This is a genomic window from Pollutimonas sp. M17, from assembly GCF_025836975.1.
Taxonomy (GTDB): Bacteria; Pseudomonadota; Gammaproteobacteria; order Burkholderiales; family Burkholderiaceae_B.
In genome coordinates this window covers 2,361,400-2,378,904 of record NZ_CP107548.1, presented here as the reverse complement: position 1 = coordinate 2,378,904, position 17,505 = coordinate 2,361,400, and the positions used below count along the sequence as shown (strand labels likewise).

The following is a 17,505-nucleotide window of genomic DNA, read 5'->3' as shown; positions in this document are numbered from 1 at the left end:
CCGGCGCCCAGTTCATGGCGCCGCGCGGGGCATCAAGGAATCTATCATGCAACACATGGAAAGCACCGCCATCGCCTTGGCGGAGCCGCAAGCCATCTCCACCGAAGTCCTTCTCGAGAAATACGCCAAAGGGAACGAGGCCGGCATCACCGAGGTCAGGGCGCGGGTGGCCGCCGCGCTGGCGCAAGTGGAAGAACCCAAGCAACGCAAGAAATACGCAGACGAATTCCTGTGGGCCATGCAGCATGGCTTCATTCCCGCCGGCCGGGTAAACAGCGCCGCGGGCACCGAATTGCAAAGCACGCTGATCAATTGCTTCGTCCAGCCCGTGGGCGACTCCATTACCGAAGACATCGGCGGCAAGCCGGGTATCTATACGGCCCTGGCCCAGGCCGCGGAAACCATGCGGCGCGGGGGCGGAGTGGGGTACAACTTTTCCGCCATTCGCCCCAAGGGCGCCCGGGTCAAGGGGACGGGCAGCAGCGCGTCGGGGCCCATTTCCTACATGCGGGTGTTCGATCGTTCATGCGAGACGGTGGAATCGGCGGGGGCGCGGCGCGGCGCGCAGATGGCGGTTTTGAATGTGACTCATCCCGACGTCATGGAATTCATCACGGCCAAGCAGGAACGAGGCCAACTGAACAATTTCAACGTTTCCGTCGGAGTCACCGACGAGTTCATGAGAGCGGTCGAGTCGGGCGGCCTCTTTGAGTTGACGCATGCCGCCGAACCCGCCGCCGAGCTGAAGGGCCAGGGCGCCTATCTGCGCGAGGACGGCTTATGGGTATACAAAAAAGTGCAGGCGCGCGAGGTCTGGGACCTGATCATGCAAAGCACTTATGCGGCCGCCGAGCCCGGCGTGCTTTATCTGGACCGCATAAATGCCGAGAACAACCTGGCCTACTGCGAAGTCATCGAGGCCACCAATCCTTGCGGCGAGCAGCCTTTGCCTGATTATGGCTGCTGCTGCCTGGGCAGCCTGAACCTGACCGCGTATATCACCTCGCCCTTCAGCGACAGGGCGGGATTCGATTTCGCGAAAATGAAGAAGGCCACCCGCCTGGCCGTGCGCATGCTGGACAACGTGCTGATCGCCACCAAATGGCCTCTGGAGGAGCAGCAGCGCGAGGCCGATGCCAAGCGGCGTCTGGGCCTGGGCTTTACCGGCTTGGGCGACGCGCTGATCATGATGGGCCTGCGCTACGACTCCGAACAGGGCCGCCGGTTGGCGGCCGACGTGGCGCGGGAAATGTGCGTCGCGGCTTACGAGGCATCGGTCGAACTGGCCCGGGAGCGGGGCGCTTTTCCGCTGTTCGATGCCGAACGGTATCTGCAAGGCGGTTTTGCTTCGCGATTGCCTGAAGCGCTGCAAGAAGCCATCCGTGAGCACGGCATACGCAACTCGCACCTGACCTCCATTGCGCCCACCGGCACGATCTCGCTGGCCTTCGCCGATAATGCGTCCAACGGCATAGAGCCCGCCTTTTCCTGGTTCTACACACGCAGCAAGCGCATGCCCGACGGCAGCAAGAAAGACTATACGGTCGAGGACCATGCCTATCGGGCCTATCGGGCCATGGGCGGAGATACCGGCAATCTGCCCGATGCCTTTGTGTCGGCGCTGGATATTTCGGCCATCGATCACATGCTGATGGTGGCCGCCGTGGCGCCCCATGTCGATGCGGCGATTTCAAAAACCGTCAATGTTCCAGCCGACTATCCCTACGATGATTTCAAGGACCTGTATTTGCAGGCTTGGCATCGTGGCCTTAAAGGCATAACCACCTACCGTCCGAACGCCATACTGGGCGCGGTGCTGTCCGTGCCGGTGGATGCGGCCAGCGCGCCTGCGCCCATTACCTTGTCGGAACAGGACAAGCGGCTGGTGCTGACCGAGGTGGCGATGTCCCCGCCCTTGGCCTCATTGCGCTGGCCTTCGCGCCCCGCGCTTCCGGCCGGCGCGGCGGGGTGGGTCAGTGAAACCATACACACTCCCCAGGGCGAATTCGCCGTAGCGGTGGCGGACCACGACAGCGTCCCATTCGAAGTCTGGGTGCTGGGCGGGCAGCCGCCCCGCGGACTGGACGCCATTGCAAAAACATTGTCGACCGATATGCGCGCCAACGATCGCGGGTGGCTGCGCAAGAAGCTGTCGGTGCTGGCCCACGCCTACGGAGACGGATTCCGGATGCCCATGCCGCCTGACGGCAAACAGGTTCAGGTGCCCAGCGCGACGGCGGCGCTCGCCAGGCTGGTCGAATGGCGCTACAACGACCTGGGCGCACTGAGCGCCCGCGAGGGCGATCCTTCGCCCGTGCTGAATGCCTTGTTCGCGCCGCACGAACCCAAAACCGGCACGGATGGCACGCTGGCCTGGGTGGCCGATGTGCGAAATCCATCCACTGACGATGATTTCGTGCTGATGCTGAAGGAACTGCAGATGCCCGATGGCAGCCGCCGCCCCTACAGCATGTGGCTGACGGGCGCGCATCCGCGCGCCCTCGATGGCTTGTGCAAGCTGCTGAGCCTGGACATGCGGGTGGTGGACCCCGCCTGGATAGGCATGAAGCTGCGCAAGCTGCTGAATTATGCCGAGCCGCGCGGCGATTTCCTGGCGCGTGTCCCGGGCAGTGAGAAGCAAGCCAACTATCCCTCGACCGTCGCCTATGTGGCGCAGTTGGTCATACATCGCTATGCCATGCTGGGCATCCTGACTGAAGAAGGCATGCCGGTGAACGCCATGGGCGTGGTGGCCGACGAGCCTCAGCACAGGCCGGCCACGGCTCCCGCCATGGTGGGCAGGCGCTGCTCCGAATGCGGCAACCATGCCGTCATCAAGAAGGACGGCTGCGAGTTCTGCACCGTGTGCGGCGCGATAGGGGCCTGCGGCTAAGCCGGGCTGTCCGGCCGGCCGGATGCCGCCGCATCCGCGCCGGCATCCGGCTCGTTCAGCATCGACTGTATGTCGGCGGCCAGCAGTTCATTCATGCGGTCGCTGGTTTCCCTGCTGGCAATGACGAAACGCTCTTCATCGCCCCAGACATCCGCCAGTGCCGTGAACATTCGTTCATCGTGGTGGCGGAACAGGCGGGCGGCGCGCGTTGCCTGGGCCTTGTGCATGCCCAGCGCTTCCAGTGCCCGGGCGCCCAGGGTCAGCCCCGCTTCGAAGGTTTCCCTTTCCACGGCGTGGGCGCCCTTGTCCAGCAGGCGATAGGCATGCCGCCTGTCATAGGCGCGGGCCAGTATCGTCAAGTTGGGAAAGTGGCGGGCGGCGAGCTCGACGAGTTTTTCGGCCTGGTCCCGGTCGTCGATGGCGACGATCAGCAGCCTGGCCTCGGCGGCGCCCGAGGCCCGCAGAAGGTCCAGCCGGGTAGCGTCGCCGTAATACACCCTGCGTCCGAATCGGCGCACCAGCTCGACCTGTTCGGCGCTGGAGTCCAGCGTCGATGTCTTGAAGCCATTGACGATCAACAGGCGCGCGGCGATCTGGCCGAAACGCCCGAATCCGGCAACGACGACATCGGGGCGTTCATCGAAGGCGCCGTTCTCGGGCTGCCCGGTCGCGGAGGAAAGGCCCAGCGAACACCAGCGCTTGTAGGCTATGAGGGTTATCGGCGTCAGGGCCATGGAGAGCGCCACGGCGGCCACCGCCAGCGACGAGATATCCGCGGCGATGAGCCCGGAAGCCGAGGCGATGCCCAGCAGCACGAACGCGAATTCGCCGCCCTGGGCCAATGCGACCGCGGTCAGCGTGGCGGCCCGGCCCCGCATGCCGAACAGGCGCGCGACGAGGTAGATGGCCAAAGCCTTGATGATCATGAGGCCGGTCACGAACAGCCCCAATTGCAAAGGCCTGGAGCCGACCAGCTGGAGATCGATGCTGGCGCCAATGGAAATGAAGAACAGGCCCAGCAGCAGGCCCCGGAACGGCTCTATGTCGCCCTCCAGTTCACGCCGGAACTCGCTGTCCGCCAGGACCACGCCGGCCAGGAAGGCGCCCAGGGCCGGCGACAGGCCTACCGCCTCCATCAGCAGGGCAACGGCGATGACCAGCAGCAGCGCCGAGGCGGTGAATATTTCACGCGACCGGGTCTGGGCGATGAAGCGGAAGGCGGGGCGAGTCAGGTACCGGCCGGCGGCGATGACCAGCAGCACCGCCGCAAGAACCGCGAGCGCCTGGATCCAGGCGGGATAGGCGTTCAGCATGCCGTGCTCCGGCATTGTCTGGCCCGTGCCTCCCATGGCCAATAGAGGCAGCGCGGCGAACATGGGGATCGTGGCGACATCCTGAAACAGAAGAATGCCAAAGGCGGCGGTGCCCGCCGCTGTGTGCTGCAGTCCTTTTTCCTGAAAGGTCTGCAGCACGATCGCCGTGGACGAGAGCGACAGGCAAAGGCCCAGGGCCAGGGCCGGACGCCAGTCCAGCCCGGCTGCCATGCCGGCCGCGGCGAGCGCTGCGCTGGTGGCGGCCACCTGAGCGCCTCCCAGGCCGAAAAAAACGCCGCGCATGCTCCAGAGCACGGCGGGACGCACCTCCAGTCCGATCAGGAACAGCATGATGACCACGCCGAATTCCGCGAAGTGCATGATATCGGTCTGGTCGCCGACGAGATGGAAGACGAAGGGGCCGATCAGCAGGCCGGCGATAAGATAGGCCAGCACCGACCCAAGTCCCAGCCGTTGGGCGATGGGAACCGAAATCACGCCGGCCGTCAGGTAGACGAAGGCCAACCACAATAAGCCTGTGCTTTCCATATCGGCAATTCCGTGGCGGCGGGTTCCGGTCAGTGCCGCGAGGTCTGGTTCGTACGGTGCAGCAGCCTGAGCAATTGCGCTTTCAGGCCGCTGGAAAAAATGGGCACGAACTGTTGCGTGTCGTGTTCATCGGTGACGCACTTGATCTCGATGAACTGGCGGGTGAATGCATCGGTGTTGCGCGCATTTTTTTCGTAGGCTTGCAAAAGCTTGTTTGCCGCGGCCTGCGCCCGGAAAATGCGCGCTTCCAATTGCTCTTCGGTCCGGGCCGAATAGTGATCGACCAGGTGCTCGATGTCGTCCAGGAACAGGCTAAGCGCAAAGTCTCCGCGGCAGTCGGCGCGTTCGTAACCCCAGGGGCGTGTTGTCATGTCAGCCTCGAACAAGAGGGGCGAATTGGTTGGGGCCCGCAAAGCCTAGTTGATCGTGCGGGAGGCTTTTTCCTGCGCCTGCACTTCAAGGATGAGCTCTTCGAGGCGCGGGGACGTTTGCAGCGCAAGCACTGGCGTATCGGGGCTGTTGTCGTCGCGCTCGAGCCGCAGCTTGATGCTCTGGCCTTCAAAGGCGCCCGGGTTGGCCTGTATCTGCACGTACTGGTTCAACAGCCGGTCGACGGCCTTTTGCGCTTCGTGCAGTTGTACGGCGAGCGAGGATTCGGCATGCAGCTTGAATTGCTGTTCGATCGTCTTGGCCAGATCCCAACTGAAAAAAAGCAATGCGTTATGGCCGTGGCATTCGGGGTGCAGGAAACCCCAAGATTCGTTACTGGGCGTAGTCAAATTCGTGTCTTCGGAATTAAGGCGTGGTGCGTTGTTTGAGCGTTTTACCGTCGTAGATGTATACGTCGATTTTATCCGGCTTTTGCGTGTTGGGTGTTTGCAGGGTCAGGACACGCCCCTTGGCCGACACCTTGATCTGGTCGTTGCAGGACCCGAACTCGGGCGAGACCGTGTAGCCCGACTTTTGCAGCACCACCCAGCGGTAGGCGATGGGGCACAGATTGTTGCCGTTGTTGATGGACACCAGGGCGACCTGCGCCTTGGGCATCTTGAACGCATAAGTGATGTTCAGGATGCCGCGTATGACTGGATAGACGTCGATGCCGTCGATGCGCAATTGCGATTCGTACACGTATTCGCTGGTGGCGACCTGCAGCGTGCCGTAAGGCGTTGCAAGGTTCAGCCGCGAAGGACTGACGGGCCAGGTGGCGGGTGAAGTCGCGGAAGCCAGCAGGCTTGTGGCCATCAGCATTACGCCAACCGCCCAGCAAGCAGGAGAAACAGCCATGGTGGGATCCTGAGCAGAAAACGGGACGGACAAGGTAGCAGCACTCGTTACAAATCATGCATTAAGTGCTTGCATTGTAAGGACTATTACATTTCATTTTAGCCCGTCGCGCAAGTGGTTTCGCCCATGCGGACACAAAAGGATGCGAACCCCCGCTAGCCGGTTTTGACCATCAGAAAGAGCAGGGCGGCCGACATCAATGCGAAATACACGATGACCCCCGCGATCAGGCTGCGGGACAGGAGTTTCATGCGCTGACCGAACGAGGCGCGCGCTTGCGGATGACGGTAGTTTCCCCAGAACCATGTGGCAGCCATGGCCAGCAGGCTGAGCAGGATGAACCAGATTTTCATTGAGTTTATGCGGACGCGCAAAGCTGTTATGTAAGTTTTACGTAAGTTTCAAATTGTATTTCTAATACTGAGCGCGAAAGCAAAATGTTTTCGCGCCGGAAATTCTAATTATTCAAGCTGCCGGTTCCACGTCGGCGGTATGAGACAAAGCCATATCGTTTTTTGCACCACTGAAGCAAAAAGTTCTTTTTGATTCTATCGGAATAGTGTCCGTTTATGCCTGTCGCATGGATATATCGTTCATTGATATCGTCAGACGATAGGTTTTTCGGGGGGGCATGAGGTCGTTTAGTCGTTTTGACGCTTCCAAGCCGACGCAGACCGGCACGAGGCACATCAGCATTTTTTTGTAATTCACAAAGGAGATTCAGGATGGATGACAACAAATCAGGCAAGACTGGCGCAGCAGGCATCGACCGTCGGTCCATGCTCAAGATGGGCGTCGCGGGCGCGGCGGGAAGCATGCTGCTTCCCGGAGCAGCCATGGCGGCCGATGAAAAGAAGCCCGTGGGCAATTACCCGAAGGGCGTCGAAGGCGATTCGGTCTTTATCGGCCTGACGCTGGACATCACCGGCCCGTATTCGGCGCAAGGCGCCGACCAGCAGAAAGGGTACGAACTGGCGGTAGAGCAACTGAACGCCGGCGCGGCTGAAATGAAGAAGATTTCGCCGCTGACCAAGAAGGGCGTGCTGGGCAAAACCGTGAAGTTCGGCGTGGCCGACGCGGAAACCAAGCCCAATACGGCCGTGCAGGCAGCCAGCCGCTTCATCCACGACAACAAGGCAATGATGATTTCGGGCAGCACCAGCAGTGCCGTGGCGATTGCATTGCAAAAGGTCTGCGATCGCGAACGCACCATCTATCTGCCCGCCATCAGCGGTTCCAATGAAACCACCGGCGTCGACTGCCAGCGTTATGGATTCCGCCTTTGCTACTTCGCCTATCCGGCTTGCAAGGCCATCGCGCCGGTGCTGGCCAAGGCGCTGGGCAAGGACCGCAAGGCCATCTATCTGGTGCCCGACTATACCTACGGCCATACCACCTACGACTCCATGGTCGAGTTCACCGAGAAGGAAGGCTGGAAGACCGTGGGCGAACAGGTTCACCCCCTGGGCGCCAAGGACTACAGTTCCTTCCTGATCAACATCGCCAACAGCGGCGCCGACACCCTGGTCGTCATCGCTTACGGCGCCGATGCAGCAAACTCCATCAAGCAAGCCAAGCAGTTCGGCCTGCTCGACAAAATGAAGATCGTGGTGCCTTACATGTCGGCCTTCCTGGAAAAGGAAATCGGCGCCGAGATCATGGAAGGCGTGCATGGTGCGACCGGCTTCTGGTGGACCCTGGAAGACAAGTATCCCATCGCCAAGGATTTCGTTGCGGCCTTCGAGAAGAAGTTCAAGGCCAAGCCGCGCGATTCGGCCTACATTGCCTACCTGCAAACCGCCTTGTGGGCCGATGCATGCGAACGCGCCGGTTCCTTCTACCCGCCCGATGTCATCAAGGCCTATGAAGCCGGCGAAGTCCGTCAAGGTCCGGTGGGCGACGTCACGTTCCGGGCAGGCGATCACCAGGGCGTGATCAACTTCCCCATCGTGCGCGGCAAGAAACCGTCCGACATGAAGAACCCCGACGACTATTTCGACATCGTCGAGGTCGTCGACGGCAAGGCCGCATTGCCTGAACTGGGCGTGCTCGGCTGCAAGCTGGGTGCTTACGTCTAAGTACATCGAACGTGTTGACGGGCATATAACTTGAAAGGAGGAGCTTGAATGCCGAGCATGTCGTTGTTCTTATCGCAGCTATTCAACGGGCTTGCTACAGGCCTGTTGCTGGCACTCATCAGTACAGGCTTGACCATTATCTACGGCACGCTCGGCGTTGTTAACTTTGCGCATGGGGCCCTGTTTGTTGTCGGGTCCTATGCCGGCTTTACCGCGTATGGCATGACGGACTCGTTCGTCATTGCCATTATTGCGGGCGCCCTGGTTGCGCTGTTTGTGGGGCTTATCATCGAGCGCGGCCTGATGCGCATGTATTACGGCCGGCCGCCCGAGGACCAGATCCTGGTCACGTTCGGGATAGGCATTATCCTGGTGGAGCTCGTACGGTCCATCTACGGCGGGATCAGCCTGTCGGTTCCGACCCCTGAGTGGGGCCAGGGCGTGGCCCATATCGGTTCACTGATCTATCCGCTGTATCGCCTGCAAGCGCTGGCCATCGCGGCCGGTACCCTGGCGGTGCTGTATTACGTCCTTTACCGCACGAGCCTGGGCCTGATCGTTCGGGCCGGGATCGAAGACGCGCAGATGGTCAATGTATTGGGCATCAACGTCAAAAGAACCTTCCTGCTGGTATTCGGCATTGGAGCCATGGCGGCGGGTTATGCCGGCGTCATCGATTCCCCCATTGTCACCCTGTCGCCCGACATGGGCCACCGGATACTGGTCGACTCCTTTGTCGTGGTCGTGATCGGCGGCGTGGGCTCCTTCCCGGGCGCCATCATCGGCGGCATCATCGCGGGTGAAATTCTCAGCCTTACCTCTATGTTCAATCCTGCATATTCTCATGTCATGCTGTTTGTGGTCATGGCTCTGGTCCTGATCTTCCGGCCACAAGGCCTGATGGGACAGGAGGGCCGCGAATGAGCACGCATAATCAATCATTCGCGCGCCGGCAAACGGGCGAGATCATCGTCGGCATCTGTCTGCTGGCCGCGCCTTTCGTTCTGCCCCACCTGGGCATGAGCGCCGACCTGCTGACCCGTATCCTGATCTGGGGCCTGTTCGGCCTGGGCTTCGACCTGCTGTTCGGTTATACCGGCCTGCTGTCCTTCGGGCAGTCAGCGTTCTACGGCACCGGCGGTTTCGTGGCGGCATATCTGCTGACCTCCGGCATCGTTCCCCATATGCTGGGCGCGTTGCTGGTGGGCGTCATCGTCGCCGCATTGGCCGGCCTGGCCATCGGCTACCTGACCTTGCGGCGAACGGGCATCTATTTCGCCATGAGCACTCTGGCCTTCGGCGAGATGTTCTACTTCCTGGAAAACTCCCTGTTCAAGGAGTACACAGGCGGAGAAAACGGAATCGCCGGCGTGCCCCCTCCGGAAATAGCGCTGGGCTTTGTCACCATCAATATCTCCAGCGGCTGGCCGATGTACTGGTTCGTGGCCATCTTCTTCTTCCTTGGCTACCTGATCGCCCGACGCATCGTGCGCTCGCCGTTCGGCGCCGTGCTCAAGGCCATACGCGGCAATCCCAAGCGCGCGATGGCGCTGGGCCATGCCATCCAGGGCTACAAGCTGACGGTGTTCGTGATCGCGGCGGCCTATGGCGGTCTGGCCGGCGGCCTGCTGGGCGTGTTCCAGTCGTACATGCCGCCAGACGCGTTCTCGCTGGATACCTCGGCCCAGTTGGTCATACAGACCGTCATGGGCGGCGCCGGCACCTTGCTGGGCCCGCTGTTCGGCGCGACGATCTGGCTGTACCTGTATGAAGGGCTGCAGCAATTGTCCAGCGTCGGCGCATACTGGAAGCTGATACTGGGCATTGTGTTCGTGGTGCTGGTCACGGTGTTCCGCCACGGTGTCGCAGGCGGCGTGCTCGACTACATGAAGCGCCGCAGCAAGACCACCAAGGTCGTCGACCCCGAGGCCAATGTCGAGGCCATGGCGCAGCTGGATATCGTGCCACCCATCTCCGGCGGCCGCCCCGGCGCTCCGGTGCTGGAGGCGCGCGGCATCACCAAGCAGTATGGCGGCCTGACCGCTGTCAGCGATGTGACCTTCTCGCTGTCCGAAGGCGAGATGCGAGGCGTCATCGGGCCCAACGGCGCCGGCAAGTCCACCTTCTTCGCCATGCTGGCCGGCGAGCTGGCCACCACGAAGGGGCAGGTATTCTTCCGCGGCCAGGAGATCACCGGTATCGGCGTCACGGCGGTTTGCCAGCTGGGCATGAGCAAGAGCTACCAGATCAACCAGCTGTTCGAAGGGCTCACCGTCCGGCAGAACGCGATGATTCCGGTACTGGCGCGCAGCCGCGGCAAGTTCCGCATCGACATGCTGCGCGGCCTGCATCATTCCAAATTGCTGGATGAGCAGGTCAACGCGGCCATCGAGCTGGTTGCATTGACGCATCAGGCCGATACGCTGGTGTCCGAGCTTTCATACGGCGAGAAGCGCCGCCTGGAAATCGGATTGGCCCTGGCCACCGGCGCCAATGTGCTGCTGTTCGACGAACCGTTGGCCGGCCTGGGACCAGAGGAACGCGTGCACGTGGTGGCACTGCTTAAATCGATACGCAAGGGCCGCAGCATGGTCATCGTCGAGCACGACATGGATGCCATGTTCGAGCTGGCGGAGCGGATCACTGTACTTTATGAAGGCCGCAAACTGGCGGAAGGCACTCCCGACGAAATTCGGGTGAATCCGGCAGTCCAGGCAGCATATCTCGGAGGGATGGACGAGCATGAGTCTGCTTGAGGTCGAAAACATCAATAGCTACTACGGGGATTCCCATATCCTGTTCGACGTGTCTATGCGCGTGGAAGAAAACGAAGTGGTGGCCTTGCTGGGCCGTAACGGCGCCGGCAAGAGCACCACGCTGAAGTCCCTGATGGGCATGGTGCAGCCGAAAAGCGGCATCATCCGCCACAGCGGGACCGAGGTTCAGCATCTTCCGCCGTACGAGCTCGCCAGGCGGGGAATCCAGTTGGTGCCGGAAGAGCGGCGCATCTTCGGGCAGATAACGGTGCAGGAGAATCTGCAACTGGCCGCCATGACCGCCGAGAAATCGCGGACGCTGGACGAAATCTACGAAACCTTCCCGCGCCTGGCCGAACGCAAGCGCAATCGCGGCAAGCAATTGTCGGGCGGGGAGCAGCAGATGCTGGCCATTGCCCGGGCGATGATACGCAACGCCAATGTCATCATGCTCGACGAGCCTTTCGAAGGCCTGGCTCCGCTCATCGTGCGGGACCTGATCGAGGTGTGCCGCAATCTGGCCGAAAGCGGAAACACCATCGTCATCGTCGAGCAGAACGTCCATGCGGCCTTGTCGCTGGCCGATCGTTGCTATCTGCTGAACAACGGCCATATGGTTTTCGAGGGCACGCCGGCCCAGCTGCATGAAGACAATTCCGTTATCCAGAAGTATCTGGGGGTCAAGGTCTAGGCCGGATCCCGCAGCGACAGTGAAGGGGCGGCTCCGGCCGCCCTTTTTCTTTTTGCCGCCGGGCCGCCCCAAGGCAAGAAAGCCCCCTGGGGGGGCAGCCAGCGGGCGAGAGCCCGTGCAGCGTGGGGGCATTTCCTGCCGCCGGGCCGCCCCAAGGCAAGAAAGCCCCCTTTGGGGATGAGCCCGGACACAGGAGAGTCCCGATGGACTCTCCTGTGCCTGGCGAATCCGAGCGGCATGCAGGCCGCGAGGTGGACAGCCAGCGCAGCGCAGGGGCATATCCCGACCGGCGATTGCTTCGCCTATTGCAACACTGAATGCCATGCAGTCCGGCTACTGCCGGGCTTCGCGCAGAGGTATCATATCGATACTACGCGCGGCGCGCATCATCGCCCGCGGACGGAGGAAGGAACGCTGTCAACCTCCGGTACTTTCATGTCTAGAGGTTATTTTATGCAGCCCGACCATGGCGCTGAATCCGACGTTTCCGAAATCGATCCCGCCGGCGCGCACCCCGTTCATACGGGCGGCTACCAGCTCGACTACATAACGTCCAGCAAGCTTCCCACGCCGTGGGCAACGTTTTCCATACATGTATTCGTCGATCCGGCGACCGCCAAAGAACACATCATGCTGACACTGGGCGATGTGGCCGACGGCGCGCCGGTGCTGGCGCGCGTCCATTCCGAATGCCTGACGGGCGACGGCCTGTTCAGCCAGCGCTGCGATTGCGGCGCGCAGCTGCAGACCGCCATGCAGGCCATCGCGGCCGAGGGGCGCGGCGCCTTGCTGTACCTGCGCCAGGAAGGGCGCGGCATAGGGCTGGTGAACAAGATACGGGCCTATAAGCTGCAGGACGAAGGCGCTGACACGGTCGAGGCGAACGAACAGCTGGGCTTTCCCGCCGACATGCGCCGCTATGATTTGTGCAAGCCCATGCTGGACCGGTTCGGCATCGCCTCCCTCAAACTGATGACCAACAATCCGCGCAAGGTGAACGCCATGGAGAAGCTGGGCATCCGGGTGGCCGAGCGCGTTCCCTTGCAGGTCAATCGCAATCCCTTCAATGAAAACTATCTGAGCACCAAGGCGGCCAAGCTCGGCCACTGGCTGAAAGAACGCATCTAGCATGCTGCCGGGCGGTTTCCACCGTCCGTGCCTAGGAAATCAGACCTCGGCCATGAAGCGCATCTTGAAGCGCCGGCCCTTGATGTTGCCCGCGCTAAGGCGGGCAAAGGCTTGCTTGGCGATGGAGCGCTCCAGCGCCACGAAGCTGACGAACTCGAAAATATTGATCTTGCCGATCTGGTTCCCGGCGAAGCCGGCATCCTTGGTCAACGCGCCCAGTATGTCGCCCGGGCGCAGCTTGTCTTTTTTCCCGCCTTGTATGCATAGCGTGACCATGGGGGCGCGCAAACGGCCGCCCGGGGCGGGCTTGAGCGCCTTGGGATTGGCCCATACGATGGCCTGGCCCTGGTACTGTTCGATCTGATTGGCCCAGCGTATTTCATGCGGGGCGCACAGGCTGACCGCAAGCCCCTTCTCTTCGCCGCGTCCAGTGCGTCCGATGCGGTGGATATGCACCTCCGGGTCGGGGGTGATCTCCACATTGATCACCGCGTCCAGGCCATCGATATCCAGGCCGCGCGCCGCCACGTCGGTGGCGACCAGCACAGAGCAACTGCGATTGGCGAACTGCACCAGCACGTCTTCACGGTCGCGCTGCTCCAGGTCGCCGTGAAGCGCAAGGGCGCTGAATCCGCGTGCCTCGAGGTATTCCGACAGCTCACGGCATTGCGCCTTGGTGTTGCAGAAGGCCAGGGTCGATTCGGGACGGAAGTGTTCCAGCAACTGGGCCACCAGCGCGTGGCGGCGGTCCGCGTCGATTTCGTAGAAGCGCTGTTCGATACGGCTGGCGTCATGCACCGACTCCATCTTGATTTCGGCGGGTTTGCTCAGGAAGCGGGCGCTGGCTTTGCGGATGTCGTCCGCATAGGTGGCGGAAAACAGCAGCGTCTGCCGCTTGGCCGGGCAGGCCTTGACGATTTTTGCCACGTCGTCGTAGAAGCCCATGTCCAGCATCCGGTCGGCTTCATCCAGCACCAGGGTATGGACGGCGCTGAGGTCCACGGTCTTGCGTTCGATGTGGTCCATCAGCCTGCCGGGTGTGCCGACCGCGATATGCGCGCCGAACTTCAGCGATTCGGCCTGGGGCCGGATGGGCGATCCGCCGCACAGCGTGACGATCTTAATGTTGCCCAGTGCGCGGGCAAGCCGGCGCAGCTCCTGGGCTACCTGCTCGGCCAATTCCCGCGTGGGGCACAGCACCAATGCCTGAATGGCAAAAAGAGCCGGATCCAGGCGATGGACGATGCCCAGTCCGAAGGCCGCGGTCTTGCCGCTGCCGGTCTTGGCCTGCACGATCAGGTCGCGGCCCTCCAGAACCTGGGGCAAGGCCTGGGCCTGCACGGGTGTCATGGCCTGGTAGCCCAGGGTGTCGAGATTGTCGAGGGTAGCGCGCGAGAGCGGCAGCGTGGAGAAAGAAAGAGAGGTCACAAGAGGCCCGGCATGGCGAATGTCCGGCCCCGCTCCAGGATGGTGCGGGGTCGGACGGAGCAGGCCCGATTGTAGCGCCTGTCAGGCGGCCTGGGCCGTTTCGGGATTGAACGACTGGGAGGCCAGGACCTTGATGCATTCATCGGCTGTCTGGAAGGCGCGCTGGCGGCTGTTGGCGCCCAGGTCGGTGCCTTCGGCGCGCACGATCCGCACGTCGGTGATGCCGAAGAAGCCGAATACCGTCTTCAAGTAGGTTTCCTGGTGCTCCATGGCGCGTCCCGCTTCGCTGTTGGAGTAGACCCCGCCACGGCTCAGTGCCGCGATGACGGTTTTCCCGGCGGCCAGGCCGACCACACCGTTTTCGGTGTACTTGAAGGTTCGCCCCGCCTGGGCCAGGCGATCGATCCATGCCTTGAGCTGCGAGGGAATCGAAAAGTTGTACAGCGGCGCGCCGACGACGATGACGTCCGCGGCCAGGAACTGGGAAACCAGCGTTTCGGACAGCTCGTTTTCCTTGCGCTGGGCTTCGGTCAGCGTTTCGCTCGAAGGAGGCAGGCGGAAGCCCATGGCATCGCGGGAAAAGTGGGTGGGCGTGTCCTCGGCCAGATCCAGGTAATCGACCTGGGTGTCGGGAGTGTCGTTCAGCCATTGGGCGACGGTGTCTTTGGTCAGTTTGCGCGAGACGGAATTGGCGCCGTTGATGCTGGAATCGACATGCAGCAGTTTCATGATGAGCTCCGGTGTTTTAAGTGGAATCTGATGTTGGAGCCATTATGCATTGGTGCTTTATTATTGATAAGTTACCTATAGTGCGATAGATTGTCCTATTTATATGGCCAATATGGAAAGAGGGGCGGCATGCAGGACTTGAACGATATGCTTTACTTCGCGGAAGTCGTCAGCCAAGGCAGTTTTGCCGCCGCAGGCCGCGCGCTGGGGCTGCCCAAGTCGCGCCTGTCGCGCCGGGTCGCCCGGCTCGAGGAAGAGCTTGGCGTGCGGCTGCTGCAGCGCACGACGCGCAAACTGTCGCTGACGATGGCCGGCGAGCTGTATTACCGGCATTGCGTCGCGTTGCGCGAAGAGGCCGAGGCCGCCGCCGCCGCGGTGGCGCAGATCCAGACCGAGCCGCGCGGCATCATACGGGTGGTCTGCCCCGTTACGTTGATCCAGACAGTGATCGGCCCCATGCTTCCCGCCTACCAGGCGCGCCATCCTCAGGTGCAGCTTCATATGCAGGCCAGCAACCGGGTGGTCGATCTGGTCGAAGAAGGCGTCGATGTGGCCTTGCGCGTGCGCGGGTCGCTGGCCGACAGCGGCAGCCTGGTGGTCAAGCAGCTGGGCCAGTCGCTGGGCGTGCTGGTGGCCAGCCCCGCGCAACTGGAGCGGCAGGGAGCCCCCCAGCTTCCCAGCGACCTGACACTGCTGGATTCCGTGGCCATGTCGGTCAGCGATGGCCGTGCTTTCTGGAAGCTGTTCGGACCCAATGGAGCCCAGTACACCGTGACGCATAAGCCGCGCTTCGTGGCCGACGATCTGCTGACGCTGAAGTTCGCCATCGAAGGCGGCATGGGCCTGGGCGTGCTGCCCGACTATATGTGCCGCGACGAAATCGCCGATGGCAGGCTGGTTCCGGTATTGCCGGGCTGGGCGCCCCAACCGGGCATCATCCATGCCGTTTTCGCCTCGCGCAGGGGCCTGGCGCCGGCGGTGCGCTCCTTCCTGGATTTCCTGGGCGAGCTCCTGGTGCCCGAGGCGTCGGGGCATCGGGCCTGATCCCGTCCGGTGCCCGCATCGGCCTATGGGCGGACGCACTTCCCGGTGGGCGGGATGATTCCCCAGTTCAGGTCGATCAAGGGGCTTTTTTCCGATGACCAGGGCGTGCTGGCCGTGCCTTGCCAGCGCGCCTGTTCGAACAGCCGCTGCAATTGCGCATCGGGCTCGCCCCGGGTGCGCCGGCTATAGACCAGCAGGGCTCCGCAATCGAGCGCGGTGGCGCGATCCAGCCAGGGGGACTCTTCGTAGCGGCCGTTGATGAATACCTGGGCCTCGGGTCCGAGATGGATGGCGATGTTGCCGCCCAGCCAGGTGTCGGAGGCGATCAGGGTCAAGGGGACCTGGCTTACGTGCTGGCGCCAGACGGCGTCCATCTGCTGTGAAATGATGGACCCCGGAAACATCGAACGCGTGTCGCGCCCTGTGTACCAGGCCAGCGGCCCGCGTCCGATGGCATAGCCGGCCGCCATCAGCACATGTATTGCGATGGCCGCGATGGCGATCCGGCGCAGGGTATGGCGCTCGTCGCCGGAGAGCCGCCACAGTGCATAGAAGCCGAAGAGGATGAAGAAGGTGGTGCCCCAGGAAGCCACCAGGCGCGTGCCCAGCAAGGCGGAAACCAGCACGGTGGAGACGAAGGGTGTCAGGCCCACCCACAGCAGGAAGGATCGATCCCAGGCGGACAACTCCGAGGCATAGTATTTTTTCCGCTCCAGATGCGCATCCACCGCGTAGACGGTGCGCCGGGCTTTTCTGCGGTTCCACCAGGCCCAGGCCAGCCATACCGCCAGCATGGGGCTGAGGCGGGCCAACTGGTCGAGGGTGAAGTCCACGATGTGCTTGAAGGCGTCCAGATAGCCGCTGGCATCCAGCGAACTGTCGGCGTAGCGCAAAGGCTGGAACGAATGGATGGCCAGCCAGTAGACGTGAGGGGAGATCACGACCAGGTAGGCGGCGAGCGCTAGGGCCAGCCCCTTCAGGTTGCGCGCGTCCTTGAAACTGCCTTGCCGCAGCATGAAGCACAGGAAGGCGGTGAACTGTATGACGGCGCTGTACTTGGTCATGGTGGCAATGGCGCTGACCGCGCCCAGCCACAGCCAGCTGCTTGCGCGTTGATGGCGCAGGGCGCGATAGAACAGCCAGGTGGCCGCGGCGATGGACCAGAGCTGCACGGTGTTGTGGTTGTAGATGGTTCCGCGCAAGGAAAAGTAGATGCTGGTCGATACGATCAGCATGGCCATGAGCGCCTTGCGCGGCGTGGTGAATTCACACCCCAGCCTCCATATGAACCACAGGGCCAGCGCCGAAAACAGCTGGCCCGCGAAAAATGTCAGCCACACCGGCCGGCCGAACACCTGGGTAAGCACATGCATGAACCACGAGGGCACAGGCGGATGCTTGTAGTAGCCCAGTTCCAGGCTGGAGGCCCAGACCAGCTCCTCCATGCCGTCCAGGTCGGGTGCGCGGTGGCTGACGCCGCAAAATACCGTCCAGAGCGCAACCATGCCCAGCAGAAAGAGAAATACCTGCAGATTCAGTGCGCGCGCTGCTCCGGCGCTTGCGGCTTCGTTTACGGGCCCGATGGTGCTGGTGCTCATGTCAGTGTGGT

Annotated in this window: 15 protein-coding genes; 7 read left to right on the top strand and 8 right to left on the bottom strand. The window is 62.2% G+C overall.

Annotated features, from left to right (window positions below; translation table 11 throughout):
• Positions 1–46 precede the first annotated feature (46 nt).
• Positions 47–2,893 carry an adenosylcobalamin-dependent ribonucleoside-diphosphate reductase gene (locus tag OEG81_RS11280; protein WP_264129340.1) on the top strand — a complete coding sequence of 949 codons (2,847 nt, stop codon included), beginning with the start codon at positions 47–49 and terminating at the stop codon, positions 2,891–2,893.
• Here the strand turns inward: OEG81_RS11280 and OEG81_RS11275 are convergent.
• The 5 genes from OEG81_RS11275 to OEG81_RS11255 all read right to left on the bottom strand — a co-directional run bounded on the left by OEG81_RS11275 (position 2,890) and on the right by OEG81_RS11255 (position 6,395).
• Positions 2,890–4,755 (bottom strand): monovalent cation:proton antiporter-2 (CPA2) family protein, encoded by a 1,866-nt coding sequence (locus tag OEG81_RS11275; protein WP_264129339.1) that lies wholly within the window; start codon positions 4,753–4,755, stop codon positions 2,890–2,892. The two genes, OEG81_RS11280 and OEG81_RS11275, sit on opposite strands and share 4 nt — an antisense overlap.
• Before the next feature lie 29 nt (positions 4,756–4,784).
• Entirely contained in the window at positions 4,785–5,126 is a 342-nt protein-coding gene (locus OEG81_RS11270; RefSeq protein WP_264129338.1) for a hypothetical protein, read from the bottom strand.
• A 45-nt stretch (positions 5,127–5,171) separates the two neighbouring features.
• Complete coding sequence (locus OEG81_RS11265) at positions 5,172–5,534, bottom strand: hypothetical protein (protein ID WP_264129337.1); 363 nt, start codon at positions 5,532–5,534, stop codon at positions 5,172–5,174.
• Between the two features lie 16 nt (positions 5,535–5,550).
• Positions 5,551–6,042 carry a hypothetical protein gene (locus tag OEG81_RS11260; RefSeq protein WP_264129336.1) on the bottom strand — a complete coding sequence of 164 codons (492 nt, stop codon included), beginning with the start codon at positions 6,040–6,042 and terminating at the stop codon, positions 5,551–5,553.
• 155 nt (positions 6,043–6,197) lie between these two features.
• Positions 6,198–6,395: a hypothetical protein gene (locus OEG81_RS11255; RefSeq protein ID WP_264129335.1), complete on the bottom strand. Its 198-nt coding sequence runs from the start codon at positions 6,393–6,395 to the stop codon at positions 6,198–6,200.
• 372 nt (positions 6,396–6,767) lie between these two features.
• Here OEG81_RS11255 and OEG81_RS11250 point away from each other — a divergent pair, with 372 nt between their 5' ends.
• The 5 genes from OEG81_RS11250 to ribA all read left to right on the top strand — a co-directional run bounded on the left by OEG81_RS11250 (position 6,768) and on the right by ribA (position 12,695).
• On the top strand, positions 6,768–8,120 hold the full coding sequence (locus tag OEG81_RS11250) for a substrate-binding protein (protein WP_264129334.1): 1,353 nt from the start codon (positions 6,768–6,770) through the stop codon (positions 8,118–8,120).
• Positions 8,121–8,177: 57 nt separating this feature from the next.
• Complete coding sequence (locus OEG81_RS11245) at positions 8,178–9,044, top strand: branched-chain amino acid ABC transporter permease (protein ID WP_264129333.1); 867 nt, start codon at positions 8,178–8,180, stop codon at positions 9,042–9,044.
• Entirely contained in the window at positions 9,041–10,876 is a 1,836-nt protein-coding gene (locus tag OEG81_RS11240; protein ID WP_264129332.1) for a branched-chain amino acid ABC transporter ATP-binding protein/permease, read from the top strand. Before OEG81_RS11245 ends, OEG81_RS11240 begins: the two co-directional genes overlap by 4 nt.
• Positions 10,863–11,567: an ABC transporter ATP-binding protein gene (locus OEG81_RS11235; RefSeq protein ID WP_264129329.1), complete on the top strand. Its 705-nt coding sequence runs from the start codon at positions 10,863–10,865 to the stop codon at positions 11,565–11,567. Before OEG81_RS11240 ends, OEG81_RS11235 begins: the two co-directional genes overlap by 14 nt.
• Before the next feature lie 453 nt (positions 11,568–12,020).
• Positions 12,021–12,695 carry a GTP cyclohydrolase II gene (ribA, locus tag OEG81_RS11230; RefSeq protein WP_264129328.1) on the top strand — a complete coding sequence of 225 codons (675 nt, stop codon included), beginning with the start codon at positions 12,021–12,023 and terminating at the stop codon, positions 12,693–12,695.
• A gap of 39 nt (positions 12,696–12,734) precedes the next feature.
• On the opposite strand, the gene dbpA is transcribed toward ribA, so the two are convergent.
• A complete protein-coding gene (gene dbpA, locus OEG81_RS11225; RefSeq protein WP_264129327.1) occupies positions 12,735–14,123 on the bottom strand; it encodes an ATP-dependent RNA helicase DbpA in 1,389 nt (462 codons plus the stop codon).
• A gap of 81 nt (positions 14,124–14,204) precedes the next feature.
• On the bottom strand, positions 14,205–14,852 hold the full coding sequence (locus tag OEG81_RS11220; protein WP_264129326.1) for an FMN-dependent NADH-azoreductase: 648 nt from the start codon (positions 14,850–14,852) through the stop codon (positions 14,205–14,207).
• A 129-nt stretch (positions 14,853–14,981) separates the two neighbouring features.
• Here OEG81_RS11220 and OEG81_RS11215 point away from each other — a divergent pair, with 129 nt between their 5' ends.
• Positions 14,982–15,896, top strand: a complete 915-nt coding sequence (locus OEG81_RS11215) for a LysR substrate-binding domain-containing protein (protein ID WP_264129325.1) — start codon at positions 14,982–14,984, stop codon at positions 15,894–15,896.
• A 23-nt stretch (positions 15,897–15,919) separates the two neighbouring features.
• On the opposite strand, the gene OEG81_RS11210 is transcribed toward OEG81_RS11215, so the two are convergent.
• Positions 15,920–17,494: a glycosyltransferase family 39 protein gene (locus OEG81_RS11210; protein ID WP_264129324.1), complete on the bottom strand. Its 1,575-nt coding sequence runs from the start codon at positions 17,492–17,494 to the stop codon at positions 15,920–15,922.
• Positions 17,495–17,505: the final 11 nt, after the last annotated feature.